This is a genomic window from uncultured Sphingomonas sp. (assembly GCF_937871615.1).
GTDB lineage: Bacteria > Pseudomonadota > Alphaproteobacteria > Sphingomonadales > Sphingomonadaceae > Sphingomonas.
This window is the reverse complement of sequence record NZ_CALMPA010000038.1, coordinates 25,908-46,915: the sequence shown is the minus strand read 5'-3', so window position 1 is coordinate 46,915 and position 21,008 is coordinate 25,908. Positions and strand designations below refer to the sequence as shown.

Annotated in this window: 22 protein-coding genes and 2 pseudogenes; 5 read left to right on the top strand and 19 right to left on the bottom strand. The window is 64.4% G+C overall.

The annotated features are described in order from the left end of the window. Nucleotides 1-77: 77 nt before the first annotated feature. From Q0316_RS09490 to Q0316_RS09470, 5 genes are all read left to right on the top strand, one after another. Nucleotides 78-287 (top strand): hypothetical protein, encoded by a 210-nt coding sequence (locus Q0316_RS09490; RefSeq protein WP_022684044.1) that lies wholly within the window; start codon nt 78-80, stop codon nt 285-287. Nucleotides 288-319: 32 nt separating this feature from the next. Further along, nucleotides 320-520: a hypothetical protein gene (locus tag Q0316_RS09485; protein ID WP_081643373.1), complete on the top strand. Its 201-nt coding sequence runs from the start codon at nt 320-322 to the stop codon at nt 518-520. 25 nt (nt 521-545) lie between these two features. After that, entirely contained in the window at nt 546-1,226 is a 681-nt protein-coding gene (locus tag Q0316_RS09480; protein ID WP_081643371.1) for a sigma factor-like helix-turn-helix DNA-binding protein, read from the top strand. A 130-nt stretch (nt 1,227-1,356) separates the two neighbouring features. Beyond that, a complete protein-coding gene (locus Q0316_RS09475; RefSeq protein WP_022684047.1) occupies nt 1,357-1,743 on the top strand; it encodes an antitoxin Xre-like helix-turn-helix domain-containing protein in 387 nt (128 codons plus the stop codon). Nucleotides 1,744-1,745: 2 nt separating this feature from the next. Beyond that, the gene (locus tag Q0316_RS09470; RefSeq protein WP_022684048.1) at nt 1,746-2,429 is read left to right on the top strand and encodes an RES family NAD+ phosphorylase; all 684 of its coding nucleotides are present in this window, start codon (nt 1,746-1,748) and stop codon (nt 2,427-2,429) included. Nucleotides 2,430-2,449: 20 nt separating this feature from the next. Here Q0316_RS09470 and Q0316_RS09465 read toward each other — a convergent pair whose 3' ends face one another. The 19 genes and pseudogenes from Q0316_RS09465 to Q0316_RS09375 form a co-directional block, all read right to left on the bottom strand. Continuing rightward, a complete protein-coding gene (locus Q0316_RS09465) occupies nt 2,450-3,649 on the bottom strand; it encodes a tyrosine-type recombinase/integrase (protein ID WP_022684049.1) in 1,200 nt (399 codons plus the stop codon). Nucleotides 3,650-3,858: 209 nt separating this feature from the next. Then, a pseudogene (locus Q0316_RS09460) lies at nt 3,859-4,053 on the bottom strand (type II toxin-antitoxin system RelE/ParE family toxin); the annotation flags it as partial. Then, a pseudogene (locus Q0316_RS09455) lies at nt 4,051-4,622 on the bottom strand (aminotransferase class I/II-fold pyridoxal phosphate-dependent enzyme); the annotation flags it as partial. The pseudogenes Q0316_RS09460 and Q0316_RS09455, both read right to left, overlap by 3 nt. A gap of 187 nt (nt 4,623-4,809) precedes the next feature. Beyond that, nucleotides 4,810-6,057 (bottom strand): FAD/NAD(P)-binding oxidoreductase, encoded by a 1,248-nt coding sequence (locus Q0316_RS09450; protein WP_022684050.1) that lies wholly within the window; start codon nt 6,055-6,057, stop codon nt 4,810-4,812. Beyond that, entirely contained in the window at nt 6,054-6,899 is an 846-nt protein-coding gene (fghA, locus tag Q0316_RS09445) for an S-formylglutathione hydrolase (RefSeq protein ID WP_022684051.1), read from the bottom strand. The genes Q0316_RS09450 and fghA overlap by 4 nt, the downstream gene beginning before the upstream one ends. 3 nt (nt 6,900-6,902) lie before the next feature. Further along, nucleotides 6,903-7,307, bottom strand: a complete 405-nt coding sequence (locus Q0316_RS09440) for a VOC family protein (RefSeq protein ID WP_028056197.1) — start codon at nt 7,305-7,307, stop codon at nt 6,903-6,905. A 52-nt stretch (nt 7,308-7,359) separates the two neighbouring features. Further along, nucleotides 7,360-7,677: a 2Fe-2S iron-sulfur cluster-binding protein gene (locus Q0316_RS09435; RefSeq protein ID WP_022684053.1), complete on the bottom strand. Its 318-nt coding sequence runs from the start codon at nt 7,675-7,677 to the stop codon at nt 7,360-7,362. A 1-nt stretch (nt 7,678) separates the two neighbouring features. Next, nucleotides 7,679-8,791 (bottom strand): S-(hydroxymethyl)glutathione dehydrogenase/class III alcohol dehydrogenase, encoded by a 1,113-nt coding sequence (locus tag Q0316_RS09430; RefSeq protein ID WP_022684054.1) that lies wholly within the window; start codon nt 8,789-8,791, stop codon nt 7,679-7,681. Further along, on the bottom strand, nt 8,791-9,828 hold the full coding sequence (gene bioB / locus Q0316_RS09425; RefSeq protein ID WP_298671658.1) for a biotin synthase BioB: 1,038 nt from the start codon (nt 9,826-9,828) through the stop codon (nt 8,791-8,793). Before bioB ends, Q0316_RS09430 begins: the two co-directional genes overlap by 1 nt. Further along, nucleotides 9,813-10,574 (bottom strand): glucose 1-dehydrogenase, encoded by a 762-nt coding sequence (locus Q0316_RS09420; protein WP_037504822.1) that lies wholly within the window; start codon nt 10,572-10,574, stop codon nt 9,813-9,815. The genes bioB and Q0316_RS09420 overlap by 16 nt, the downstream gene beginning before the upstream one ends. A gap of 47 nt (nt 10,575-10,621) precedes the next feature. After that, nucleotides 10,622-11,503, bottom strand: a complete 882-nt coding sequence (locus Q0316_RS09415) for a 3-keto-5-aminohexanoate cleavage protein (RefSeq protein ID WP_022684057.1) — start codon at nt 11,501-11,503, stop codon at nt 10,622-10,624. A gap of 11 nt (nt 11,504-11,514) precedes the next feature. Continuing rightward, nucleotides 11,515-11,958, bottom strand: a complete 444-nt coding sequence (locus Q0316_RS09410; RefSeq protein ID WP_022684058.1) for a thioesterase family protein — start codon at nt 11,956-11,958, stop codon at nt 11,515-11,517. Next, nucleotides 11,958-12,791 (bottom strand): HAD hydrolase-like protein, encoded by an 834-nt coding sequence (locus tag Q0316_RS09405; RefSeq protein WP_245978680.1) that lies wholly within the window; start codon nt 12,789-12,791, stop codon nt 11,958-11,960. The genes Q0316_RS09410 and Q0316_RS09405 overlap by 1 nt, the downstream gene beginning before the upstream one ends. Before the next feature lie 13 nt (nt 12,792-12,804). Continuing rightward, nucleotides 12,805-14,199 carry a biotin carboxyl carrier protein gene (locus Q0316_RS09400; protein WP_238564978.1) on the bottom strand — a complete coding sequence of 465 codons (1,395 nt, stop codon included), beginning with the start codon at nt 14,197-14,199 and terminating at the stop codon, nt 12,805-12,807. A 75-nt stretch (nt 14,200-14,274) separates the two neighbouring features. Beyond that, nucleotides 14,275-15,612, bottom strand: coding sequence for a biotin carboxylase N-terminal domain-containing protein (locus tag Q0316_RS09395; protein WP_022684060.1), 1,338 nt, complete (start codon nt 15,610-15,612; stop codon nt 14,275-14,277). Continuing rightward, a complete protein-coding gene (locus Q0316_RS09390) occupies nt 15,609-16,094 on the bottom strand; it encodes a biotin/lipoyl-containing protein (protein ID WP_022684061.1) in 486 nt (161 codons plus the stop codon). The genes Q0316_RS09395 and Q0316_RS09390 overlap by 4 nt, the downstream gene beginning before the upstream one ends. Then, the gene (locus tag Q0316_RS09385) at nt 16,091-17,320 is read right to left on the bottom strand and encodes a Tm-1-like ATP-binding domain-containing protein (protein WP_022684062.1); all 1,230 of its coding nucleotides are present in this window, start codon (nt 17,318-17,320) and stop codon (nt 16,091-16,093) included. The genes Q0316_RS09390 and Q0316_RS09385 overlap by 4 nt, the downstream gene beginning before the upstream one ends. Then, the gene (locus Q0316_RS09380) at nt 17,313-18,524 is read right to left on the bottom strand and encodes a cytochrome P450 (RefSeq protein ID WP_022684063.1); all 1,212 of its coding nucleotides are present in this window, start codon (nt 18,522-18,524) and stop codon (nt 17,313-17,315) included. Before Q0316_RS09380 ends, Q0316_RS09385 begins: the two co-directional genes overlap by 8 nt. A 42-nt stretch (nt 18,525-18,566) precedes the next feature. After that, nucleotides 18,567-20,987, bottom strand: a complete 2,421-nt coding sequence (locus tag Q0316_RS09375; RefSeq protein ID WP_022684064.1) for a TonB-dependent receptor — start codon at nt 20,985-20,987, stop codon at nt 18,567-18,569. Between the last annotated feature and the right edge of the window lie 21 nt (nt 20,988-21,008).

The following is a 21,008-nucleotide window of genomic DNA, read 5'->3' as shown; positions in this document are numbered from 1 at the left end:
GATTGAACATAGCACGAACGACAGCAATCTCAAACATTGGAACTGGCTCGCAACGAATAATCCGCATCGGAGGAAAAGTGACTAAACAGAAGAGATCAGAAATCGAGAAGCTGCTGGGCGATCCTGCGACTAGCTTCTGGCTCAAGGCCGCGCTGCGCGCCGCATTGACGCGCGATCCGATCGATGCCGAGCGGGATGCCGGCACACTCTACCTCGTGCTGCGCTGCCGAGCTGAGCAAGCGTTGAAAGGTGACTTTGTGACAGCTCGGCCTCGCCTTGGCCGCTAGCGCGCGCCCCTCAGAAAGCGAAGGAGACGAAGATAGCGTGGGAATTCGAACAGGCCGGCAAGTTCGGCAGCGAGAAGGCAGCGGATGACTATGCCCGCCGCAACAATCTCGATCCGCGCGATGTCCAGATCGCCCGTAGGGGCAGTGAGGTCGAGCTCAACATCCGCCGGTCCGCGCTCGACGGTCGCAGCCTGCGCGACAATGGCGAGGGCCGGCGCGACGGCTGGTTCTAGCGCGGGATGAGGCAGGACAGAGCCGATGGGCATTCTCGAGGATGCTGCCGAGGGAGCGCGGCAAGCCGTCGAAGCAATGAAGGCTGCGAGCCAAGCAAGTGACGACACGACCGTCAATACGGTGCTTTCCCTCTTGTCTGCGCAGGAGGAGGAGGTTGTTCGCTATCGCTATGGGCTTGGGAGGGAACATCTCAAGACGTTTCGCCAGATCGGCGAAGCCATGGGTCTTTCCGCACAACGCGTTGGGCAGATCGAGCATAAGGCACGGCGCAGGCTGAGCTGGTTCGTTCGATGTGTCGGGCCAATCGGCAGTCCGGCCTTTGCGCGCTATTCGAGTGAGACATTAGCCCGACGGGCCGAGATAGAGCGCCTCAGAAGAGAGCGGATTGAGCAAGAAGCTGCGACCAAAGCCCGGCGTCGGGCGGAAAAGGCCGAGCGCGATGAAGTGCGTCGCGCGAGGGCGCGGTCGAAAGCGTGGCAGCGCAAGATCGACACCTTGGTGATGGAGCGGGATGCGGTGGCAGGGACAATAGCACGCCTTCGCGACCGCATCAGCGAGATCGAACGGCGCGGCTGGCTCGCGCGGTACATCCTTCCTCATGATAGGGTCTTGGCGCGATTATATGCCAAATTGGCCGATCTTGAGGCGAAAGTCAAAGCGGCCGGCTCTGGGATTGCGAGGCTTCGCGCGTCGCCACCGTCCTAATGGCTGATCGCTCAGACGCTATACGCACCCTCAAGAGGGCGCAAAAGGGAGAAATGTTCAGATTTCGTTCTTATCTTGATTTTTGCTCAGATATTGAACATATCTCCTGTCGAAAGGAGATCAGGTTCTCATGGCGAGCGCATCGCATGACACGGCGAAAGGCCGCAAGGATCTCACGGGGCCGGCGCTCCGGACGTTCTTCCGTATCGCGGAGGCCTGGGGCCTCAAGGAGCCTGAGCAGATGAGCCTGCTCGGGCTCGACAGCCGTTCGACGTTGCAGGCTTGGAAGCGCGGGGCGGTCGCCGCGATCCCCAAGGATGCACTAGAACGCATCTCCTACATCCTCGGAATCTACAAAGGCCTGCATATTCTCTTGCCCAAGACGGCGGATGAGTGGGTCCGCAAGCCGAACATGGCAGCCCTGTTCGGCGGCGGTTCCGCGCTCCAGCGCATGACGTCGGGCAATGTCGCCGATCTCTATGTGGTGCGCCAATATATCGACGCGCAGCGCGGCTAGGGGTGGATATTCCTGTCGCAGCCGTCCGGTGGCATCCCTGCTACCGGATCGTGCCCAGCCGTTTTCCGCCTATCGCCTTGTTCGAGGCCGTCGCCGACCCGGCCGACCTCGACGCGGTCTTCCAGATCGAGGCGATGACCAACGATCGGCTGCGCGAGGAGGCCGGCGACCTTGCGCTCGTTCCGATCGAGGACAGGGTGTCTGGTCCTGGCACGTCGCCGATCATGGCTGCTTTCACCCACCTCAATCCGCTTGGCGATCGCTTCACCGACGGATCTTACGGTGTCTTCTATGCAAGCTTGGCCCTGGAAACCGCGATTGCCGAAACGGCCTGGCATCGCACGCGCTTTCTCATGGCTACCGAAGAACCGGCGCAGGAACTGGACATGCGGGTCTATGCGGTCGACCTGACCGCCGACATACATGACATTCGCGCGATGCGCGAAAGCCATCCCGATCTTTATGATCCGGCGAACTATGCGATGTCGCAGGCGCTCGCCCGTGACCTGCGCGGCGCTGGCTCGGATGGTATCCTCTACGGGAGCGTGCGTGACGAAAGCGGGGAATGCGTGGCGGTATTCCGCCCCCGGCTTCTGTCCAATTGCCGCCAGGAACGCCACCTCTGCTATGTCTGGGATGGCCGGGTCATATCGACCGTCTACGAGAAGCGGAATCTCGAAGTCTGAGTGGGCCGCGGAAATTAGCGTCATCTGCGAACCCTCGAGAGCACCCGCGCTGCGACATTGCTGCGCACCGCGAGCTTTCGGCCGTAGCGCAGCGCGGTGGTCGGCGAGCTCCAGCGCAGCGCTTGGGCAATGCCAGCGCCGTCCTCACCCGCCGCAAAAAGATCCTGGGTCAAGCCGACGCGCAGCGAATGGGTGGACAAGGCCTTCACCGCGTCGGTTAACTTGCCTGCGGGCAATGTCACCAGTCCCTGCTCATAAGCTGCATAAGCCACGCGGCGATAGATGCCGTTGACACCCTGCCGCGTCAGGGGCGCCGTTCCAATGGAATAGGTCGTTCGCGCCAGGGCGGTTTCCGGTTCGGCTTCCCGCGCGCGCCGCCGGTCGACGCCGACCCTGCGGAACAGAGGGCCTTCTTTGATGCCGCTTGCTTCGAGCCACGCGCCAACCCGCCGCATCGTCTCAGCCGACAGCCATGCCCAGGCGCCTTCCTGCTCCTGGTCGGTCTTGGAGAAGGGGATGAACAGCGTCGCCGAACCATCCTCCTGCGGATCGATATGCAATCCTTCCACCACAGTGAGTTCGCTGACACGCAAGCCCGCATCATAGCCAAGCGATAGCAGGGCAGCGTCCCGCAGGCCCTGAAGGTCGCCGCCACAAGCGTCGAGCATGGCGGTCAGGGTGAAGCCCTTTGCGGCATGGGGATCAAGCGCCTTGCCCAGCCGCAGAGGGGTCGCCTGTCGCTGGAGCGCACCTCTACGCCGGCGGACGGCCTTCAGTGCATCGCGGACCATCGGGGCATCGGTCGGCGCGGCGGGCGAGGCCAAACCCATCAGCCGGTGGACCGAGCCAAGGCTCGCGATCCGCCGCGCCAGCGTTGCGGGCTTTTTGCCCCTGATGTCGAGCGCGTTCACATAGCGCACCATATCTTCGGGATCGGCGGGCAATGGCGTGCGGCCTTCCTCGCCGCACCAGTCGCGCCAGCAGTCGAGATCGGAGGCTATCGCCGCTTTCGATGCATCAGCCATGGCCGCCAGCGCGGTTTCGAGCCCGAGCTGGCTGATCGGCGGCAGGTCGGGCGGAACGATGCTGCCGATCGCGCGCAGCAGCCGTGCATCGACCGGTTCCGCCTCCGCTTTGCGCGAACGCGTCGGGAGCGCCGCATCCTGCGTTCTTACGACGATAATCTCTCCCTTGGAGAGTTCCGCGGGTTCCTCAGCCATTAGCGGCCAGCGTACCCCCAGGCTTTGTCAGGGTGCGGCACAAAGCGCGGCACATCTGTGCCGCATGGTTTATCCTGGCTCGTCATCATCGGTGAATTTGCCCTTCCCTGCCGCTTTCGCAACCATATACTTACCATAATGTTTGATTATGGTAAGTGCGAAAATGGCGCGGGGAGGGCGGTTTTGCGGCTTTCCCGATCTTGCTGCGCTCAGGGCGCGATATCTTCGCGAAACCGGTCCATCTGATGCATGCGCTCGTGCAGCACCGTCACGATGCCAACCGAACCATCGGACAAGACCCGCCAATAGACATAGTGATGCTCATGGCGGCCGAAGAAGCCATCGACCCCGAACTCTGCCGGAATGACGCGCCATGGCGTTTCGCGCCCGGCGATGCGATCGAAGACGCCGGTCGCATGCGCTTCGTCGATCATCAGAACGCCGTCATGTCGCGCGGCGATATCGGCGAGGTCGTGAAGCGGCGCCTCGTCGCCATCCATGCTGTAAAGGCTTTCGACGGCGATCCACGGCCGCCCGACACGCCGCCCGCGCGCCACTGCACAATCGCGTCGTCGATACAGCCGGCATCGTTGTGGCCAGCCGCCAAGGCGTCGGCACGGCTGAGTTTCACGCCTTCATGCGCGCTCGCGTGGATGAGGACATCGTAAACGATCAGATCGCCGCGCTGGGGCAACGTCGCGAACAGAGCGGCGTTTGCGGCATAGCCCGTCGCGAAATACAACGCCGTCTCGCTGCCGAACCACGCCGCAGCCTCGTGCTCGAGCGCTTCATGCTCCGGGTCGCTGCCGCGCAACAGGCGCGAGCCGCCCAAGCCGACCCCGACCCCGCGCCCGATCGTCTCGACGACCGCTCGCGCCAGACGGGGCGTGCGGCTCAAACCGATATAGTCATTCGACGAAAAAGCGGAGCCTCGCTGCAGTATCAGGCGACGGCGCCGATTTGCTCGGGACAACCGCTCGAGGTTATCCTCGAGCGCTCGGGAAACAGCCTCTTCGGAGCCGTTCGAAGTGGGTACTGGAGCTGTTTCGGTCATAGGATCGTGTGTCGGGATGCGATGGGACTGGCAAGATTTCGAACAAGCGGTGAGTGTGTAGGTACAGCAAGAAGAACCGGCGCGCGGGGACGTTTCCCCCGACGGGCTACGCTGCGGGGACCATCTCCTTGAGCGGTACGCTTGCGTCGGCCAATCGGGTCGGGCTCAGTACCGCACCTGTGGCGACGAGCGCCCGCCCTTGCACGTAGTCCTTGGTCGAATTGACGCAGTCGAGCGCGATCACGCGGCTGGCGCGCAGATAGACGATCGAGAAGCTGCGTGCCGCCCGGTCGCCACGGACGACGGTGGCATCGAAACCAGTGGAAAGCCCGATGGTCTGGAGCTTCAGATCATACTGATTGGACCAGAACCAGGGCACCGCGTCATAGGCTTCGAACTCGCCCATCAGCGCCTTGGCCACCGTCGCCGCCTGGTCGTTCGCGTTCTGAACCGATTCCAGCCGGATCACCGCTCCGTCTGCATACCGGTTGGCATGCGCCGCACAGTCGCCCAAGGCATAGACGTCATCGAGACTGGTGCGGCAGAACTCGTCGACCCAGACCCCGTTTGCGCTTCTCGCCCCTGCGGTGACCAATGGTGCGACCGCCGGAACGATGCCGATTCCGACGATGACCATCTCGCCGGCGATCGTCGAACCGTCTGCCAACCGGACACCGCACGCGGCACCCGCTTCTTCGTCGATGCATTCGATCGACACGCCTGTACGCAGATCGACGCCGTGCGACCGGTGCTCCTCCTCGTAGAACCGCGACAGTTCCTCGCCAGCGACGCGCGCGAGAACGCGGTCCTGCGCCTCGAGCACGGTGACGGGTTTGCCAAGCTTGGTGAGCACCGCCGCGGCTTCAAGGCCGATATAGCCGCCACCGATCACGATCACGCGAGTCACCGACGGCAGTTCGGCGATCAGGCGGTCGACGTCGGCGCGAGAGCGGACGGCGTGAACACCACGCAGGTCGTGCCCGGAACACGTCAATCGACGCGGCTGCCCACCGGTCGCCCAGACGAGCTTGCCGTAGGAAATCGTCGTGCCATCGGAAACCTGCAGCGTCCGAGCGGCGGGATCCACCGCGTCAGCCCGCCGTGACAGCAGGAGCGTGACGTCGCGGACAGCCCAGAATTCAAGCGGCCGGATCAACAGTCGATCGAACGTCTTCTCGCCCGACAGATATTCCTTCGAAAGCGGCGGTCGTTCATAAGGCGGATCGCCCTCGTCGCCCAGCAACGCGATCGACCCTTGGAACTTGCGCTGGCGAAGCGCGATGGCGAGCTGGGAACCGGCATGTCCCGCGCCGACGATCACCACGTCGAAGTGGCGAGGGTCGCTCCGCATCATCGTGCCGCGCCTCCAAGTCGCGCGGCGTGCCAACGCAGATGATCCGCCATGAAGCTCGAGATGAAGTAATAGCTGTGATCGTATCCGGCCTGGCGCCGAAGCGTCAGCGGAATACCGGCCTCGCGACACGCATTCTCGAGGAGATCGGGCCGCAGCTGCTCGGTCAGGAACTGATCATCCGTTCCCTGATCGACGAGGATGACGGGCACGCGCGCGCCGTCCTCGATCAGGGCGACGGCATCGTGTGATCGCCAGGTGGCGCGGTCGTGCCCGAGATAACCGCGGAGCGCCTTGATTCCCCACGGCACCTGGGTCGGCGCCACGATGGGTGCGAAGGCGCTCACCGATTGAAAGCGGCCCGGCTCGGACAAACCTATGGTCAGCGCACCGTGGCCGCCCATCGAATGGCCCATGATCGCCTGGCGCGACGGATCGCCGGGAAACCGGTCGAACACGAGCGTGGAGAGTTCCTCGAAATAGGATCTCATCCGATAGTTCGCCGAAAACGGGGGTTCGGTCGCGTCGACGTAATAACCGGCACCCAGGCCGAAATCGTAGCTGCCGAGAGGATCGTCGGGGACATTCTGGCCGCGCGGACTGGTATCGGGTGCCACGAAGATGAGGCCGAGCTCCGCGCACGCCCTGCGGTACTCGCCCTTCTCGGTCACGTTGGCGTGCGTACAGGTGAGGCCCGACAGAAACCATACCACCGGCAGTGTCTGTCCCGCCGGATGGGCGGGAACGAACACCGAAAAGGTCATGTCGGTGCCGGTCGCCGAGGAGGGGTGGCGATAGACGCCCTGGACGCCGCCAAAGGCCAGGTTGGTGCTGACCTCCTCCACCGGTCAGTTGCCGTCGCCGAAGGCATAGCCGCACACTCTGTTGCCGCCTGGGTCCCGAAGATAGGCCGCATGGGCCCCGGGCAGATGCCTGCGTTGTCCTGGCGCGCCCTCGTCGGTGCCGCCGGCCGCGAGCCCCGCCGCTTGAAAGGCGTCGACGCCCCGGGTCGCTTCCGCCGCGAACCCGATCGTCACGCCGCTTGACGACGCCTCGCCGGTACCGGGCCGCACGACCGGGAACGCGGGCTTGTTCCTGTCCCAAGGCATCCTCTCGTCGTCGAACGGGCCGAGGATCTTCCACCCGAGGGGAGACAATGCGGCATCGTAGAACCTCGCCGAGGCATCAAGGTCCCTGGCCCGGAGCATCGCGCGAGTGAAGATCCCATCCCCTGAAATGACCGCCACACTCAGTCTCCTGTCGACCGCGCGGACTTAGCCACGCGTTCGAATACCGTGGTACCCGTCAGCCCTCGGGGGCGATCGTGACGCGCAGACCGTCGAGCTCGCTGGAAAAAGGCAGCTGGCAGGACAATCGCGATGTCGCGACGCGATGATCCGAACTGTCGAGCAGATAGTCTTCATCCGGCTTCATCGGCGGCAGACGGTCGCTATCGGCCGGATCGACCTGAACGTGGCAGGTGGCGCACGACAGGCAACCGCCGCACTGGGCGAGCAGTTCGTCGATTCCGGCGTCCCGGATGAGCTCCATGACCGACAGTCCGTCGATCCCCTCCACCTCGATGACTTCGCGCTCGCGCGTCGTGACGAAGAAGCTGGCCATGTCAGTAGACCACCACGCTACGAATGCTCTGCCCTGCGTGCATCAAGTCGAATCCCCTGTTGATTTCTTCAAGGCCGAGGACGTGCGTGATCATCGGGTCGATCGCGATCTTCCCCTGCATGTACCAGTCGACGATCTTGGGCACGTCGGTCCTGCCCTTCGCCCCGCCGAACGCAGTGCCGCGCCAGTTGCGCCCGGTGACGAGCTGGAATGGCCGCGTCGCGATCTCCTTGCCGGCTTCGGCGACGCCGATGATGATGCTGGTGCCCCAGCCGCGATGACATGCCTCCAGCGCGGTCCGCATCACTTCGGTATTACCCGTGGCGTCGAAGGTGTAATCGGCGCCGCCGTCGGTCAGTTCGAGGAGCTTTGCGATCGTCTCTTCGCGGCTCAGGCCCTTGGAGTTGAGGAAGTCGGTCATACCGAACTTGCGGCCCCATTCCTCGCGATCGGGATTGATATCGACGCCGATGATCTTGCCCGCGCCGACCATCCTCGCGCCCTGGATGACGTTGAGCCCGATCCCGCCGAGCCCGAACACCACGACATTGTCGCCCGCCTGGACCTTGGCGGTATTGGTCACCGCACCGACGCCGGTCGTGACGCCGCAGCCGACGTAGCAGCTGGTCTGGAACGGCGCGTCCTGGCGGATCTTGGCGACGGCGATTTCGGGCAGGACAGTGAAGTTCGAGAAGGTCGAGCAGCCCATGTAGTGGAAGATCGGCTGGCCCTTGTAGCTGAACCGGCTCGTCCCGTCGGGCATCAGCCCCTTCCCCTGCGTGGCACGGATCGCCGTGCACAGGTTCGTCTTGCCCGACAGGCACGATTTGCACCGGCGGCATTCCGGTGTGTAGAGCGGGATGACATGGTCGCCCGGGGACACGCTGGTGACGCCCGCCCCCACCTCGCGCACGACGCCCGCGCCTTCATGACCGAGAATCGAGGGAAACAGTCCTTCGCTGTCAAAGCCATCGAGGGTATAGGCGTCGGTGTGGCAGATCCCCGTCGCCATGATCTCGACGAGCACCTCGCCCGCCTTCGGTCCCTCGAGATCAACCTCGACGATCTCCAGCGGCCTCTTGGCTTCGAACGCGACGGCTGCACGCGACTTCATCAAATTCTCTCCATTTCATAATCGAGACGACCGGCCTCGCGACCGGCGGCGCTTTCTGGCAGCGATGACGGCGTCAGTCCCAGTTTTCGGAACAGGTCCGCATCGGCGCCGGCTCCGGCGTTGCTCGTGGTGAGCAGCCGATCGCCGGTGAAGATCGAATTGGCGCCGGCCAAGAAGCAGAGCGCCTGCGTGGCATCCGACATGCTTTCGCGACCTGCCGACAGCCGGACCATCGACCTCGGCATCGCGATGCGGGCGACGGCGACGGTGCGGACGAACTCGATGTCGTCGATCCGCACCTGCTGCGAAGTCGATAGCCGGTCACCCAACGCCGTCCCCGCGATGGGAACGAGCGCGTTCAGCGGAACGCTCTGCGGTGGTTCGGGCAAGGAGACGAGCGCGTGGATGAATGCCACGCGGTCTTCCCGGCTCTCCCCCATGCCGAGAATGCCTCCGCAACAGACGGCGATGCCGGCGGCGCGAACGCGCTCGAGCGTCTCGAGCCGATCCTGGAAGGTCCGCGTCGTGATGACGCGATCGTAATATGCGGGGCTGGTGTCGATGTTGTGGTTGTAGAAATCCAGGCCCGCGCCTGCAAAGCGCTCCGCCTGTCCGTCATCGAGCATGCCCAAGGTCATGCAGGTCTCCAGGCCCAGCGCCTTGACCTCCGCCACCATGGCAAGCAGCGCGGGCATGTCGCGTTCCTTCGGACTCCGCCAGGCCGCGCCCATGCAAAACCGCGTCGAACCGGCCGCCTTGGCCGCGCGAGCAGCGGCGACTACGGCGTCGGCGCTCGCCAGCCTCTCGGCCTTCAGCCCCGACTTCGCCTTGATCGATTGGCTGCAATAGCCGCAATCCTCAACGCATCCCCCGGTCTTGATCGACAGCAGGGTCGATAGCTGGACTTCGTTCGCCGCATGATGTCGGCCATGCACGTCGTGCGCACGAGCCACCAGGTCGAGAAACGGAAGCTCGAAAAGCCCGCGGATCGCCTCGAGCGACCAATCCGTCGACGCACCGGTCATTTCGCCATGCATCCCCCGTCGACGACCAAGGTCGCACCGGTCACGAAATCCGACGCCCGCGAGGCGAGATACACCGCGGTGCCCTTGATCTCGTCGGCCTCGGCGATCCGCCCTGCCGGCGTGAAACCCTGCGTCGCGGCGAGAAAATCTGGATCGTCATAGGGACCCAATGCCGTGCGGAAGAAGCCGGGACAGATCGCGTTCACGGTGATGCCGTGTGGCGCATATTCGAGCGCTAGTTCGCGCGTCAGATTGACGACAGCTCCCTTGGTCGCAGCATAGGCCGGTAGCGGCGCGACGCTCGAACTTCCCGCCAGACCCCACATCGAAGCGACATTGACGACTTTCCCGCTGTGGCGTGGCAACATGCGGTTCAGTCCTGCGCGTGCGCAATGGAAGACACCGTGCAGGTTCACTGCGGTCACCTTATGCCAGACATCGGTGGGGCAATCGTGAAGGGGCGCGGGCACGGTGTCCGCGATCCCCGCATTGTTAACCAGGATGTCGAGCCGCTCGAATCCGCGGTCGAACTCGGCGAAGGCTGCTTCGACCGCCGCCTCGTCGCCGACATCGACGACGATCTCAATGGACTGCCGTCCGCCGGTTCGGATCGCGGCGGCCGTCGCTCCCAATCCCGCCGCGTCGATGTCCATAACCGCGACGTCGGCGCCCGCTTCCGCGAGCCCGACCGCGATCGCGCGCCCCAGCCCGCCAGCGGCGCCGGTGACGATCGCCGTACGGCCGGTAAGACGGAACATCGCCGACAAATCAGTCATCGAAGCCTCGCCGGTTGATCGTGATGCTCTCACCGCTGGGCGAGTCCTAGAATGTCGCGCGCTTCGGCGGGGGACGTCGGCTGCAGTCCTAGCGCCTTGGCGATGCCCACCGTGCGCTCGACGAGCATCTCGTTGGTCGCGAGCACGCCCTTGCTGAAATAGTTGTTGTCCTCGAGGCCTACGCGGACATGACCGCCCAACAGCATCGCCTGCGTGGTCGCGGGCAATTGCGCCGGCCCGATCGCCGATACGCAGAAGATCGATTGCGGCGGAAGCGCCGCGACCATCGCGGTCAGCACGTCGTGACTGTAAGGCATCGCGCCCTGGAAGCCCTTGTCGGCGCCGAGGACCATGTTGATGTAGTAAGGCGGCTTGTCATAGCCTTTCTGGATCAGGCGGGTGACGTCCTGCAGGATGTGGTTCGGCGCGAAGACTTCCCACTCCGGTTTTATGCCACGATCGGTCATGCGCTTGACGAGCGTCTCGCAACGGCTAGGCGGCGTGATAACGAGAATTTCCTTCCCGCCGTGCACATCCACGAACGTCATGCCGTCGAATGTGGCCATTTCGGCACCGGCCTCGCAACCCTTCAATCGTTCCTCGAAGCTGGACTCGTAAAGGCCGTCCTGGCGCTCGATGAGCATGTCGCCGCTGGAGCCGCCGCCGGTCGAGTTGTTGATGACGATGTCGCATTTGGCTCGAATGCGCTCGTTGATGTCGCGGTAGATGTCGGCGTTGCACGTCGCGCCGTCATCGGGCCGACGCGCGTGCAGGGCCGCGATGCACGCGCCCGCCTTGAAGCTCTTGTACACCGACTCGGCGATCTCGCCCGGTTGCGTGGGCAGGTTCGGGTTCTGCGCCTTGGACGCCATGCCGCCGGTCGGCGCCACCGTGATCATTACCTTCGACATGTCTACTCCAGTCAGGGTTGACGCTCGAGCGGCCCGCTTTCGAGCGCCGCGCGAACGATTTCGGGAATGGGAATACCAGTGATGCGATGCGGATCTTCGGGATGAACACCGGCCCAGACCCGCTTCTCGGTCGCCTCGATCGCCAGCACGCCACCTGTGCGGAACACGCGGTGTGAAATGCCGAAGCTGCTACGGCCGAGGTCCGTCGCCTGGGTCTCGATCGTCACTTCGTCGCCGAACTTGCTCGGGACGAAGAAGCGAGCTGCCGTGTCGACCATTGGGAAGCCGATCATCTCGAACTTGGCGATCATTTCGCGTTTGTGCATTCCGAGCACCGCTGCAAAGAGATGCGCGGTGGACGCGTCGAACATGGCGAAGTAGCGCGGATAGAAAACGATCCCGGCGGGATCGCAGTCGCCCCATTCGATGGTGACCCGCCGGCGGTTGACGTACATCAGTTCAGGGCCTCCAGGATCGGTTGCAGTCCCGGCAGGATCGCGTCAGCCCGCTCCGGCGAACCGCGCGCCATGAAGTCGTCGCGGCTGCACAGCCCGGTCGTGACAGCCACACCGATCGCCCCAGCCGAGCGCGCCATGCGCATTTCGAGCGCGGGATCGTCGCCGACGATCACCGTCGACGCCTCGGCGGAGACCGGCAATTTCATAAGCGTCAGTGCGCTGCGAAGGGCCTCGCGCGACGGCTTCCCGAGGACCTTGGCGCGCTTGCCCGTCATTGCGCGGATCATCGCGTTGATCGCATAACTCGCGCCGATCGCGCGACCACCCGCTGTCGCAAAGAACGGTACGTTCGACGCGGTCGTCAACATCGCGCCCGCCCACACGTCCTTGTATGCCGCTTCGAGGTCCGGGAACGTGAATTCGCGAAACCAGCCGGTGTAGACCGCCTCGACCCCTTCCGCCTTTTCCGAAGGACCGATCACGTCGAGGCCCGCCTCGATCAACGGCGCCTGAACGCCCGCGAGGCCGAGGACGCGGACGCGCTTTATCCCCTTGGCCACGAACCAGGCTGCGGCGGCCGTGGACGGCGTCATCATCTCGTGGTCGGCGACGTCGAGCCCGGCGTGGCGCAGGCTCGATGCGTAGACTTCGGGTGGCTTTGCCGTGCCGTTGGTGAAAACACGAAACGGCGTGCCGCGCACCCTCAACTCGGACAGCAGCGCAGCGGCACCAGGCAAGGACTGATGCCCGCCGCTCGCGGCGTCGCCGAGCACCAGCGTGCCGTCCATGTCGAAGACGAACGCCGACGCCGCGGCGATCCTGTCCGCCAACAAGGGAGAGAGCTCAGGCAATTGCGTCTCCCGCGTGAAGCGCCAAACGCAACCCCGGGCGCTCGACGACGATGTCTCTGGCGGCCGGGCGGGCGGCGAGCGCGCGCAGCAACTCAAGCATGGGGACGGCCCCCGGATTGTACCGCGCCAAGCTGGGCCCCGCCGCGAGCATCGCATCGACCTGCTCGCCGGGCATCACCGCACGCAGCAGGAATTCCTCGTCGTCCATGGACGCGCCGAAGCGGCGGCGCAGATCGGCGAGTGTCGGAAAATCCGGCTCCGCGGCGATTTCCGCAGCCCGGTTGCGGTTGAGGATCGCGGCTTCGACCACGGGATCGACCGGCCGCGTCGGCCGACCGAATTTCCCCATCACGTAGCGGAGCACTTGATCGGACACTTGGGCATACCGGCCCGTGCCGATGACGTTGAACAGAGCCTGGCTCATGACCATCTGCGGGAACGGCGTCACCATGATCGGCTGGCCGAGCTCGGATCGCACCCGCTCGGTTTCGGCGATGACTTCAGGCAGACGGTGCAGCAGGTTGAGTTCCTGCAACTGGCGCTTGGTCGTCGTCATCACGCCGCCGGCGATCTGGTGCCGCAGAAAACTCGCATCGTAGCTCTGCGGGGTGCCAGGTTCCAGCTTCTCCGCCCGCGCGAGCCGCCACCAATAGTCGCTGATCTCGGAGAGCAGCCCGGCGTCGACCGGTACCGGATGACCGGCCTCCGCGAGGTTCGCGAGCATGCGACCGGCTTCGGGCAGCGAGCTGCCGTCGCCGAGCGGGCCGATCCCGACGTGCACGGCGGAGACCGCGCCGGTCTCGACCGCGGACAATGCCGCGACGGGGCCGAAGCCGATCGTGCAATGCGGATGGATCTCGAGCGCCTTGTCGCCGATCGACGCCTTGATCGCAGGTGCCAGCGTCTTCGCGCGCTCCGGGGACAGCAAGCCCCCCGGATCCTTGATGTAGAACAGATCGATGTCAGGGCTGCCCGCCAGCTGCGCGGCGAAGTTGGCGTAGAACGCATCGTCGTGAACGTCGGACAGTGTGAAGGTGAGAGCGGCCATCACCTCCGCATCGCCCTCTTCCTTGACGATGCGTGCTGCCTCCAAAACGGCGGCGACGTCATGCATCGGGTCCAGCATCACGAACCGACGGATGCCGTTAGCCTGCAAGCGCCGGTAGACGATCCGCATGAAGTCGGGATCGGCCTGCTGCCAGGCGATGAAGCGCAGGCCAGTCGTGATGAATTGCAGCGGCGTTCGCGGCATCGCGGCGCGCATCCGCCGGATACGCTCCCATGGATTGTCCCGAAAGTAGCGAACCGCCACCGCCATGTGGCTCGAAGACGTGAAGTCGATCGCGCGGAAGCCGGCTCGGTCGAGCTTCCCCGCGATCTCCAGCATCTGCGCGGACCGCAGACCGGTCGCGCCCCACAGCTTTGATTCCCGTCTCGCATGGAGACGTCGACGAGGCCGATTTCAGCCATGTGCCAGTCCTTCGAAAAAGCGCGTGTCGACGCCGCCCGCGCGGAAGCGGGGATCGGCTACGATCCGGCCGTGAAGGTCGACGGTGGTCGCGACCCCTTCGATCTGCATGGCCCGAAGCGCACCGTCGAGGCGTTCGACCGCTTCAGCGCGGTCGGTTCCAAGGACGATCAGCTTACCGATCAGCGAGTCGTAGAACGGCGGGACTTCGTCGCCGCTCGCGATGTGGCTATCGACTCGGATGCCGGCGCCGGCAGGCCACGCCGCCCGCTGCACCGTTCCGGGCGACGGCCGGAAGTCGGCCGTCCATTCTTCCGCGTTGATACGCGTCTCGATGGCGTGACCGGTGATCGAAACGTCGTCCTGGGCGAGGCCGAGCCGCTGGCCGTCCGCGACCAACAATTGTTGCTCGATCAAATCCACGCCGGTGATCGCTTCCGTGACCGGATGCTCGACCTGAATGCGCGCGTTCATCTCGAGAAAGAAGAAGTCGAACGTCTCGGCATCGACGAGAAACTCGACCGTCCCGGCGCCGCGATAGCCAAGATGGCGCGTGAGCCGGACCGCGGCCTCCATCAGGGCTTCGTGCTTCTCGCGCGGGATGCCCGGCGCCGGCGCTTCCTCGACGAGCTTCTGGAAGCGTCGCTGAATCGAGCAGTCGCGGGTGCCGAGGTGGATCGCATCGACGCCGTCGCCGAGCACCTGGACCTCTACGTGTCGGCCGCGTGCGATGTAGCGCTCGACATAGACGCGAGCATCGCCGAACGCGGCGAGCGCCTCGGCCATCGCCATGTCGATTTGCGAATCCAGCTGCTCGGGCGCGTCCACGCGCTTCATCCCTCGCCCGCCGCCGCCGGAAACGGCTTTGAGCAACAGCGGGTAGCCGGTTTCTCCGGCACGGGCGCGTGCGGCGTCCTTGTCGGCCGCCTCGCCGCCCGGGACCACCGGCAGGCCGGCCTCGATCCCGACCTTCCGTGCCATCAGCTTGTCACCCATCGCACGCAGGCTGGCCAGCTCGGGTCCGACGAAGATTATCCCGGCTTCGGCAAGCGCTTCGGCGAACGCAGCATTTTCGGACAGGAAGCCATAGCCCGGATGCACGGCGTCGGCGCGAGCCGCCCGGGCCGCCGCGACCACGCGCTCGATCGAGAGATAGCTGTCACTCGACCGGGCCGGCCCGACCAGGACAGTCTCGTCGGCGGCGCGCGCCGGCATCGACTGGCGATCCGCTTCCGATACGCCGAGGATCGTGGTGATCCCCATCCGACGCGCCGTTCGTATGATGCGCAGCGCGATTTCGCCGCGATTGGCGATGAAGAGCCGCTTGATCACGCCGGCACCGGCGTGACGCGCAGAATGACTCCGTCCTTATCGACCTGCTCGGCATTGTCGACCGACCAGGAGGCCACCGTGCCGGCGATGCCGGCGTGGACGGGGTTCATGAGCTTCATCGTTTCGATAATGCCGACGACCGTGTCCGGTGCGACGGTGTCGCCGACGTCGACGAACGGCGCCGCACCAGGCTGAGGCGAACGATAGAACACGCCGGGCAAGGGAGATCGCACGGCGACAGTGCCGTCATCGGGCACCCCGGTCGCACTGCCCGACGACAGCGGCTCGATCGGGCCTGCCGATGCTGCCTGGGCATCCTCATCCTGCTTCCAGGACCAGTCCTGCGTCCAGCCGTCACCCGACCGCGCGACGCGCAGGGTGAACCGGCTCGTGGTGATGTCGATACGCTCGTACGACGTGCCATCGAGAATGGCGACGATGTCGGCGACATCTTCGGGGGTAAGAATGGGCTCGGTGCTCATGCTTCGATCTTATTGGCAACCATCTCGCGCACGGCGTCGGCCAGCGCGTCACCGAAGGCCGCATCGTTGATATGAGCGTCGAACGTGCGGACATCGACGTTGTCGGGCATGACCTTCTCGACATACTCCGCGAACTTGGGCGGCAGCGACGGATCGTGCAGTTTCCCTTCCTCGCTGTCGTGGCTAGAGAAGCCATGAAGCGGAACGTAGAAGCGTACCGGTCCCTTCGCGCCGCGCACCAGCTCGGCCATGTGATCGGCGAGCATCTCCAAGTCCTTTTCACCCGTTCTGACGGCCGTGAGCGCAGCGTTGTGGATGTGGAACCGGCGGCCATCGAAGGGATCGTCGCCGACCGCCATCGGTGACGGCATGATATAGAAATCGATGTTGCCGGGGGCGAAGACGACGGGAATTCCGCGTTTGGGCCCCGCTTTCGAGCGGTCGGGCCCCGCGCTGCAGATTCCCTGGTGCAAAAGGTCGTTCACTTCGACCAGCGACATGTCGACGATGGCGGCGACATCCCGCTCGGAGGCGATCGCGTCGAGCGTCTGGCCGCCCATGCCGGTGGTATGGAACACCATCACCTCGTAGCCGTCGGCTTCGAGACTTTCGCGCAGGCGGCGCATCCCCTTCTCGGTCGTGCCGAGCGTACTCACGAGGACGAGCGGCTTGTTCTCGGCGACGCCGGGCGCGTAATGCCGCGCCATGCCGGCCACGGCGAACGCGCCGTTGCGGTACACGTCGCGGGTGATGCTGTTGATGCCGGATATGTCGCACACCGAATTGTGCATCACGATGTCCTTGATGCCCACGAACGGCACCGTGAACCCGGAGGCCAGGGTCGAGATCATCACCTTCGGCATGCCGTAGGGGAACGCGCGCATCACCGCGGTACCCAGGGTCGTGCCCATAGACCCGCCGATCGAGATGATCCCCGACAAGGGAGTCTGCTCATGGCGGGCAAGCGCCAGCTTGGTCGCGCCGGCGATCATCTCCAATTGGATCTTGCCCTCGTGACCGATCGCCCGGATCTCCTCGATCGACTTCCCGGCGGCCGCGGCGACTTCGTCAGGTCCGATTTCGGCGCCGCCGACCGTCTGGCGGACGCTGGGATCGAGGTGGATGACCTCGCAGCCGGCTTCCTCCAGGCAGTCGCGAAGGAACGCGCCTTCGATCTTCTTGGTATCCTGCGTGACGATCAGGAGAACACGGGGCTTCTCAGGCATTTTCCATCTCCGCTGCCGGCACCAGCGTCACGGGCAGACTGTCGAAGTTGCGGATCAGATTGTTCAGGTGGCGCTTCGGCGTCCCGACCTCGAACCGCTCGACCTTGCGCGCCAGCGCCGCGAGCAGCGAGTGCGCCTCGAGACGGGCGACGCCCTGCCCCGCGCAATTGTGGATCCCGAAACCGAGCGCGAGGTGATCGGCGGAGCGACGTCGCACGTCGAACTTGTCCGGATCTTGCCAATGGCGTTCGTCCCGGTTGGCCGAACCGTAGAGCAGCAGGACGGCGTCGCCCTCGCGCATCAGCGCATCGCCCAATTGGACGTCCTTCGTCAGCGTCCGTCGGAACGTTTGGACTGGCGACTCGATGCGCAGGATCTCGTTGTAGACGTGCGGTATGCGCGCGGGGTCGCTCCTTGCGATCGTCCACTGCTCGGGATTCCGTCCGAACAGCCAGACGGCGTTGGCGATCGAAGAGATGGTGGTGTCGAGTCCCGCCATCAGATAGGCCGCCATGAGACGCCCGCACTGCTCGAACTTAAGTTCGCCGCGCTCGGACGCCTCGTAGATCTCGCGCCCCATGCTGCCTTCGCGCAACTTCGACGGGTCGGCGTCGAGGCTCGCGATGTAGCCGAACATCTCGCCGACGATCGGCATCGAAGAGACTGCACGATCGTTCGCCGGGCCGAACGTGTTGAAGCCGGCATCGGCCCAGCCGAGCAAGCTGCCATGATCGTCTCCGGGCAGCCCGATGAGGTCGGCCATCACCATCAGCGGAAACTTCCGAGCCAGGTCGGGCATCGCGTCGAAGGACCCCTTCGCGACGATGCTGTCAACGAGGGAGTTCGCCGCCGCTTCGACCTCGGGCTGCAGAGCACGGATCCCGCGGGGCGACATGCGATCGGCCAGCACGCGACGGAGAGCGCCATGTTCGGGCGGATCGCTGGCGATCACCGTACCCTCAAGCGCCTCATTGGCAGGTCCGTACAGGCCGACGCCCTTGCCCGAAATGTAGGTCTCGTTGTCGGCCAACGCGCGCTTGACGTCGTCGAACCGAGACAGGATCCAGACCTCGTGTCTGGTCGACCATACAGCAGGACCGGCGTCTCGCCAGGTTCGATAAGACTCGTACGGGTCGAGCAGGGTTTCGTCCGCGAACAGGTCGATGTCAGTCGTCGGGGGTGAGCCGGATGGTTGCGTTGCCATGTCGTGGATCTCTTGCGAAATAAAAGGGAGACATCGGGTGGTTCAATACTTCCAGCCGAGCGTCACGCCGAAGGTGCGAGGCTGGCCGTAGATGCTCGCCGCGTAGCTCAACGCCGACACGTCGAGACCCCAGATGCGGTACTTCTCGTTGTTCACGTTGCGCACGAAGGCGGCGACGTTCCAACGATCGCCCGGGAAGGTGTAGTCCACCCGCAAGTCGACCGTCGTATACGCCTTCTGGAAGTTGGTCGGTTCATTGAGTGCAGTCAGATAATGCGATCCGACATAGTTGACGTTCGCCTGGCCGGCGAGCTTACCGCCGAGCGCGTCGAAGGAGTACCGCGCGAACCCGGTCAGCGAGAGTCCTGGGGCGTTGGGCAATTCGCGATCCGCCAACGCGCCGTCGGGTAGTGGGACGTCCTTCACCTTGCTGTGGCTGACGGCGGCCGACACCGCCAGGTCGAGGCCGCGGGTCGGATTGACCTTGAATTCGACCTCGCCGCCATAGTTGGTCGCGTCGACGTTAAAGATCTTTTGAACGAGATTGACGATCGCGAACGCCTGATAGTCCTTATAGTCGTAGTAGAACACCGATCCGTTCAGCGTCGCGCGGCCGTCGAGGAACCTGATCTTTGCGCCCGCTTCGTAGGAGGTCAGAACCTCCTGCCTGTGTGGAAGCGAGGAGACATCGATCGGCGGGAAGATCGGACCCGACCAGTTGCCGCCCTTATGCCCTCGGGTATAGCCGGCGTAGAAAAGCGTGTTTGCGTCGGGCGCGTAGTTCAACTGCGCCTTGGCCGACACGTTGTTGAAGGATCGGTCCGCGGTCGGGTCAGTCGATGGATTGTAGACGACGTTCGCCGGTCCGCCCGTCAGCACCGTCTGGAAGCCGAGTTGGTCGCGCCAGCGATAGTCGAATTTTTTGCGATCGTGCGTGTAGCGGAGCCCCGCGGTGACGTAGAATTCGGGCGTGACGTAATAGTCCGCTTGCCCGAACACCGACCAGCTATGGACCTTGAGCGTGTAGTCGGCGCGGAAGGCATCCGTAACCGGCGAGCCGGCGGTGCAGGCCGGAGCGGTGCAGGTGAGCCCGATATAGGGACCGAGGTCGAACAGTCCATCGACGCCGTAGCGACCATTCATGTCGAGATAGTAGGCACCTGTCACCCACTTCAGCTTTGACGAGCTGCCGTTTAGCCGCAGCTCCTGCGAAAACTGATCATATTTCATCTCGGTGCCGTAATCGAACAGATGGGACGGACCACCGTCGCTGTCGAGCGAGAATATCTTCTTGATGTTCTGGTAGTTGCTGACCCCAGTCAGGGTCACGCCATCGAAATCATGGGTGAGTTTGCCGGTGATCGAGTAGATGCTGCGATCGAACTCGCCGGGATTGCTCAAATTGATGCGGAACGGGTTCGATCCCTGGCGGTAGCCGGTCAGATCACAACCTGCGCAGGGCGAATTGATGAAGGCGAGCGTCGGCAACGCCGCCAGATTCACGTACGTGCCGATCTGATTGGGGGCGAGCGGGAAGCCAAGCTGGTTCGGCCCGACACCCGCCGCCTGCGTCGTGTAGGCGGCGCCACGCGAGTCGCGGTTGAGGTCGGTGGAGCCGATCAGTTTCAGCGTCGTCTTCGGGCCCAGGTCGAATTCGAACTGGAGACGCGCCGCATATTCGTTGGTGTTACCCGGATTGGCCCCGACGCCGTTGTGCCAGGGGCCCTCGTCGTTGTTGGTGGCGAACGAGAAGCGCGCGCGAACGCCGTTAGCAATCGGGCCGCCGATCGCACCTTCGGTCTGCACGAAGCCGTTGCCATATTCATAGCCGCCGCCGGTGACCTGGAAGTAGGCGCTCAGCGTTTCGGTCGGGCCCTTGGACACGTATTGGATGAGGCCGCCGGTCGCGTTGCGTCCGAACAGGGTGCCCTGCGGTCCGCGAAGCACTTCGACGCGCTCGAGGTCATAGCTGCGCACGCCGATCGCGCTCGTCGAGCCGATATAGGCATCGTCGACATAGACGGCGATCGGCGCCTCCAGATGGTCGGCAAAGTAGTTTTGCGACACGCCACGGATGTTGATATTCGTGACCGACGGATGGATCTGATATATGCTGACCGCCGGCGTGATCTTCGCGATGTCGCTCGCGTTCGTCACTCCCAGACGCGTCAACTGGTCACCATTGAACGCCGTGATGGAAAGCGCGGTCCTTTGCGCGCTCTCGTTGCGCCGGTTCGCGGTGACGATGATGTCGCCTGTCAGCGAATCCTCGTCGGCCTCGCTCGTCTGGGGGGCTGCCGTAGTGCCAGTCTGCGGCGCGGGGGCGTCCGGCCCCGGTGTCGCCTGCGCGAAAGCGCCCGAAGCCGGGAAGATCGCCATGGCGCTGCAGAGCAGCAGCTGGTGCAGACCGCCGATGCGAAGACGGCGGCGCGGGCAAACGGTATCCGTGATCTGGTCAGCCATTGTCTATCCCCTCCTGGCCAG

Excerpts from the sequence above, each read along its gene's own strand:
- Q0316_RS09450 (WP_022684050.1), bottom strand. The coding sequence starts at position 6,057 with ATGATGCGGAGCGACCCTCGCCACTTCGACGTGGTGATCGTCGGCGCG.
- Q0316_RS09400 (WP_238564978.1), bottom strand. The coding sequence starts at position 14,199 with ATGCTGGAGATCGCGGGGAAGCTCGACCGAGCCGGCTTCCGCGCGATC.
- Q0316_RS09375 (WP_022684064.1), bottom strand. The coding sequence starts at position 20,987 with ATGGCTGACCAGATCACGGATACCGTTTGCCCGCGCCGCCGTCTTCGC.
- Q0316_RS09435 (WP_022684053.1), bottom strand. The coding sequence starts at position 7,677 with ATGGCCAGCTTCTTCGTCACGACGCGCGAGCGCGAAGTCATCGAGGTG.
- Q0316_RS09475 (WP_022684047.1), top strand. The coding sequence starts at position 1,357 with ATGGCGAGCGCATCGCATGACACGGCGAAAGGCCGCAAGGATCTCACG.
- Q0316_RS09465 (WP_022684049.1), bottom strand. The coding sequence starts at position 3,649 with ATGGCTGAGGAACCCGCGGAACTCTCCAAGGGAGAGATTATCGTCGTA.
- Q0316_RS09380 (WP_022684063.1), bottom strand. The coding sequence starts at position 18,524 with ATGGCAACGCAACCATCCGGCTCACCCCCGACGACTGACATCGACCTG.
- Q0316_RS09415 (WP_022684057.1), bottom strand. The coding sequence starts at position 11,503 with ATGTCGAAGGTAATGATCACGGTGGCGCCGACCGGCGGCATGGCGTCC.
- Q0316_RS09480 (WP_081643371.1), top strand. The coding sequence starts at position 546 with ATGGGCATTCTCGAGGATGCTGCCGAGGGAGCGCGGCAAGCCGTCGAA.
- bioB (WP_298671658.1), bottom strand. The coding sequence starts at position 9,828 with ATGCATGGCGAAATGACCGGTGCGTCGACGGATTGGTCGCTCGAGGCG.
- Q0316_RS09420 (WP_037504822.1), bottom strand. The coding sequence starts at position 10,574 with ATGTTCCGTCTTACCGGCCGTACGGCGATCGTCACCGGCGCCGCTGGC.
- Q0316_RS09385 (WP_022684062.1), bottom strand. The coding sequence starts at position 17,320 with ATGCCTGAGAAGCCCCGTGTTCTCCTGATCGTCACGCAGGATACCAAG.
- Q0316_RS09390 (WP_022684061.1), bottom strand. The coding sequence starts at position 16,094 with ATGAGCACCGAGCCCATTCTTACCCCCGAAGATGTCGCCGACATCGTC.
- Q0316_RS09410 (WP_022684058.1), bottom strand. The coding sequence starts at position 11,958 with ATGTACGTCAACCGCCGGCGGGTCACCATCGAATGGGGCGACTGCGAT.
- Q0316_RS09430 (WP_022684054.1), bottom strand. The coding sequence starts at position 8,791 with ATGAAGTCGCGTGCAGCCGTCGCGTTCGAAGCCAAGAGGCCGCTGGAG.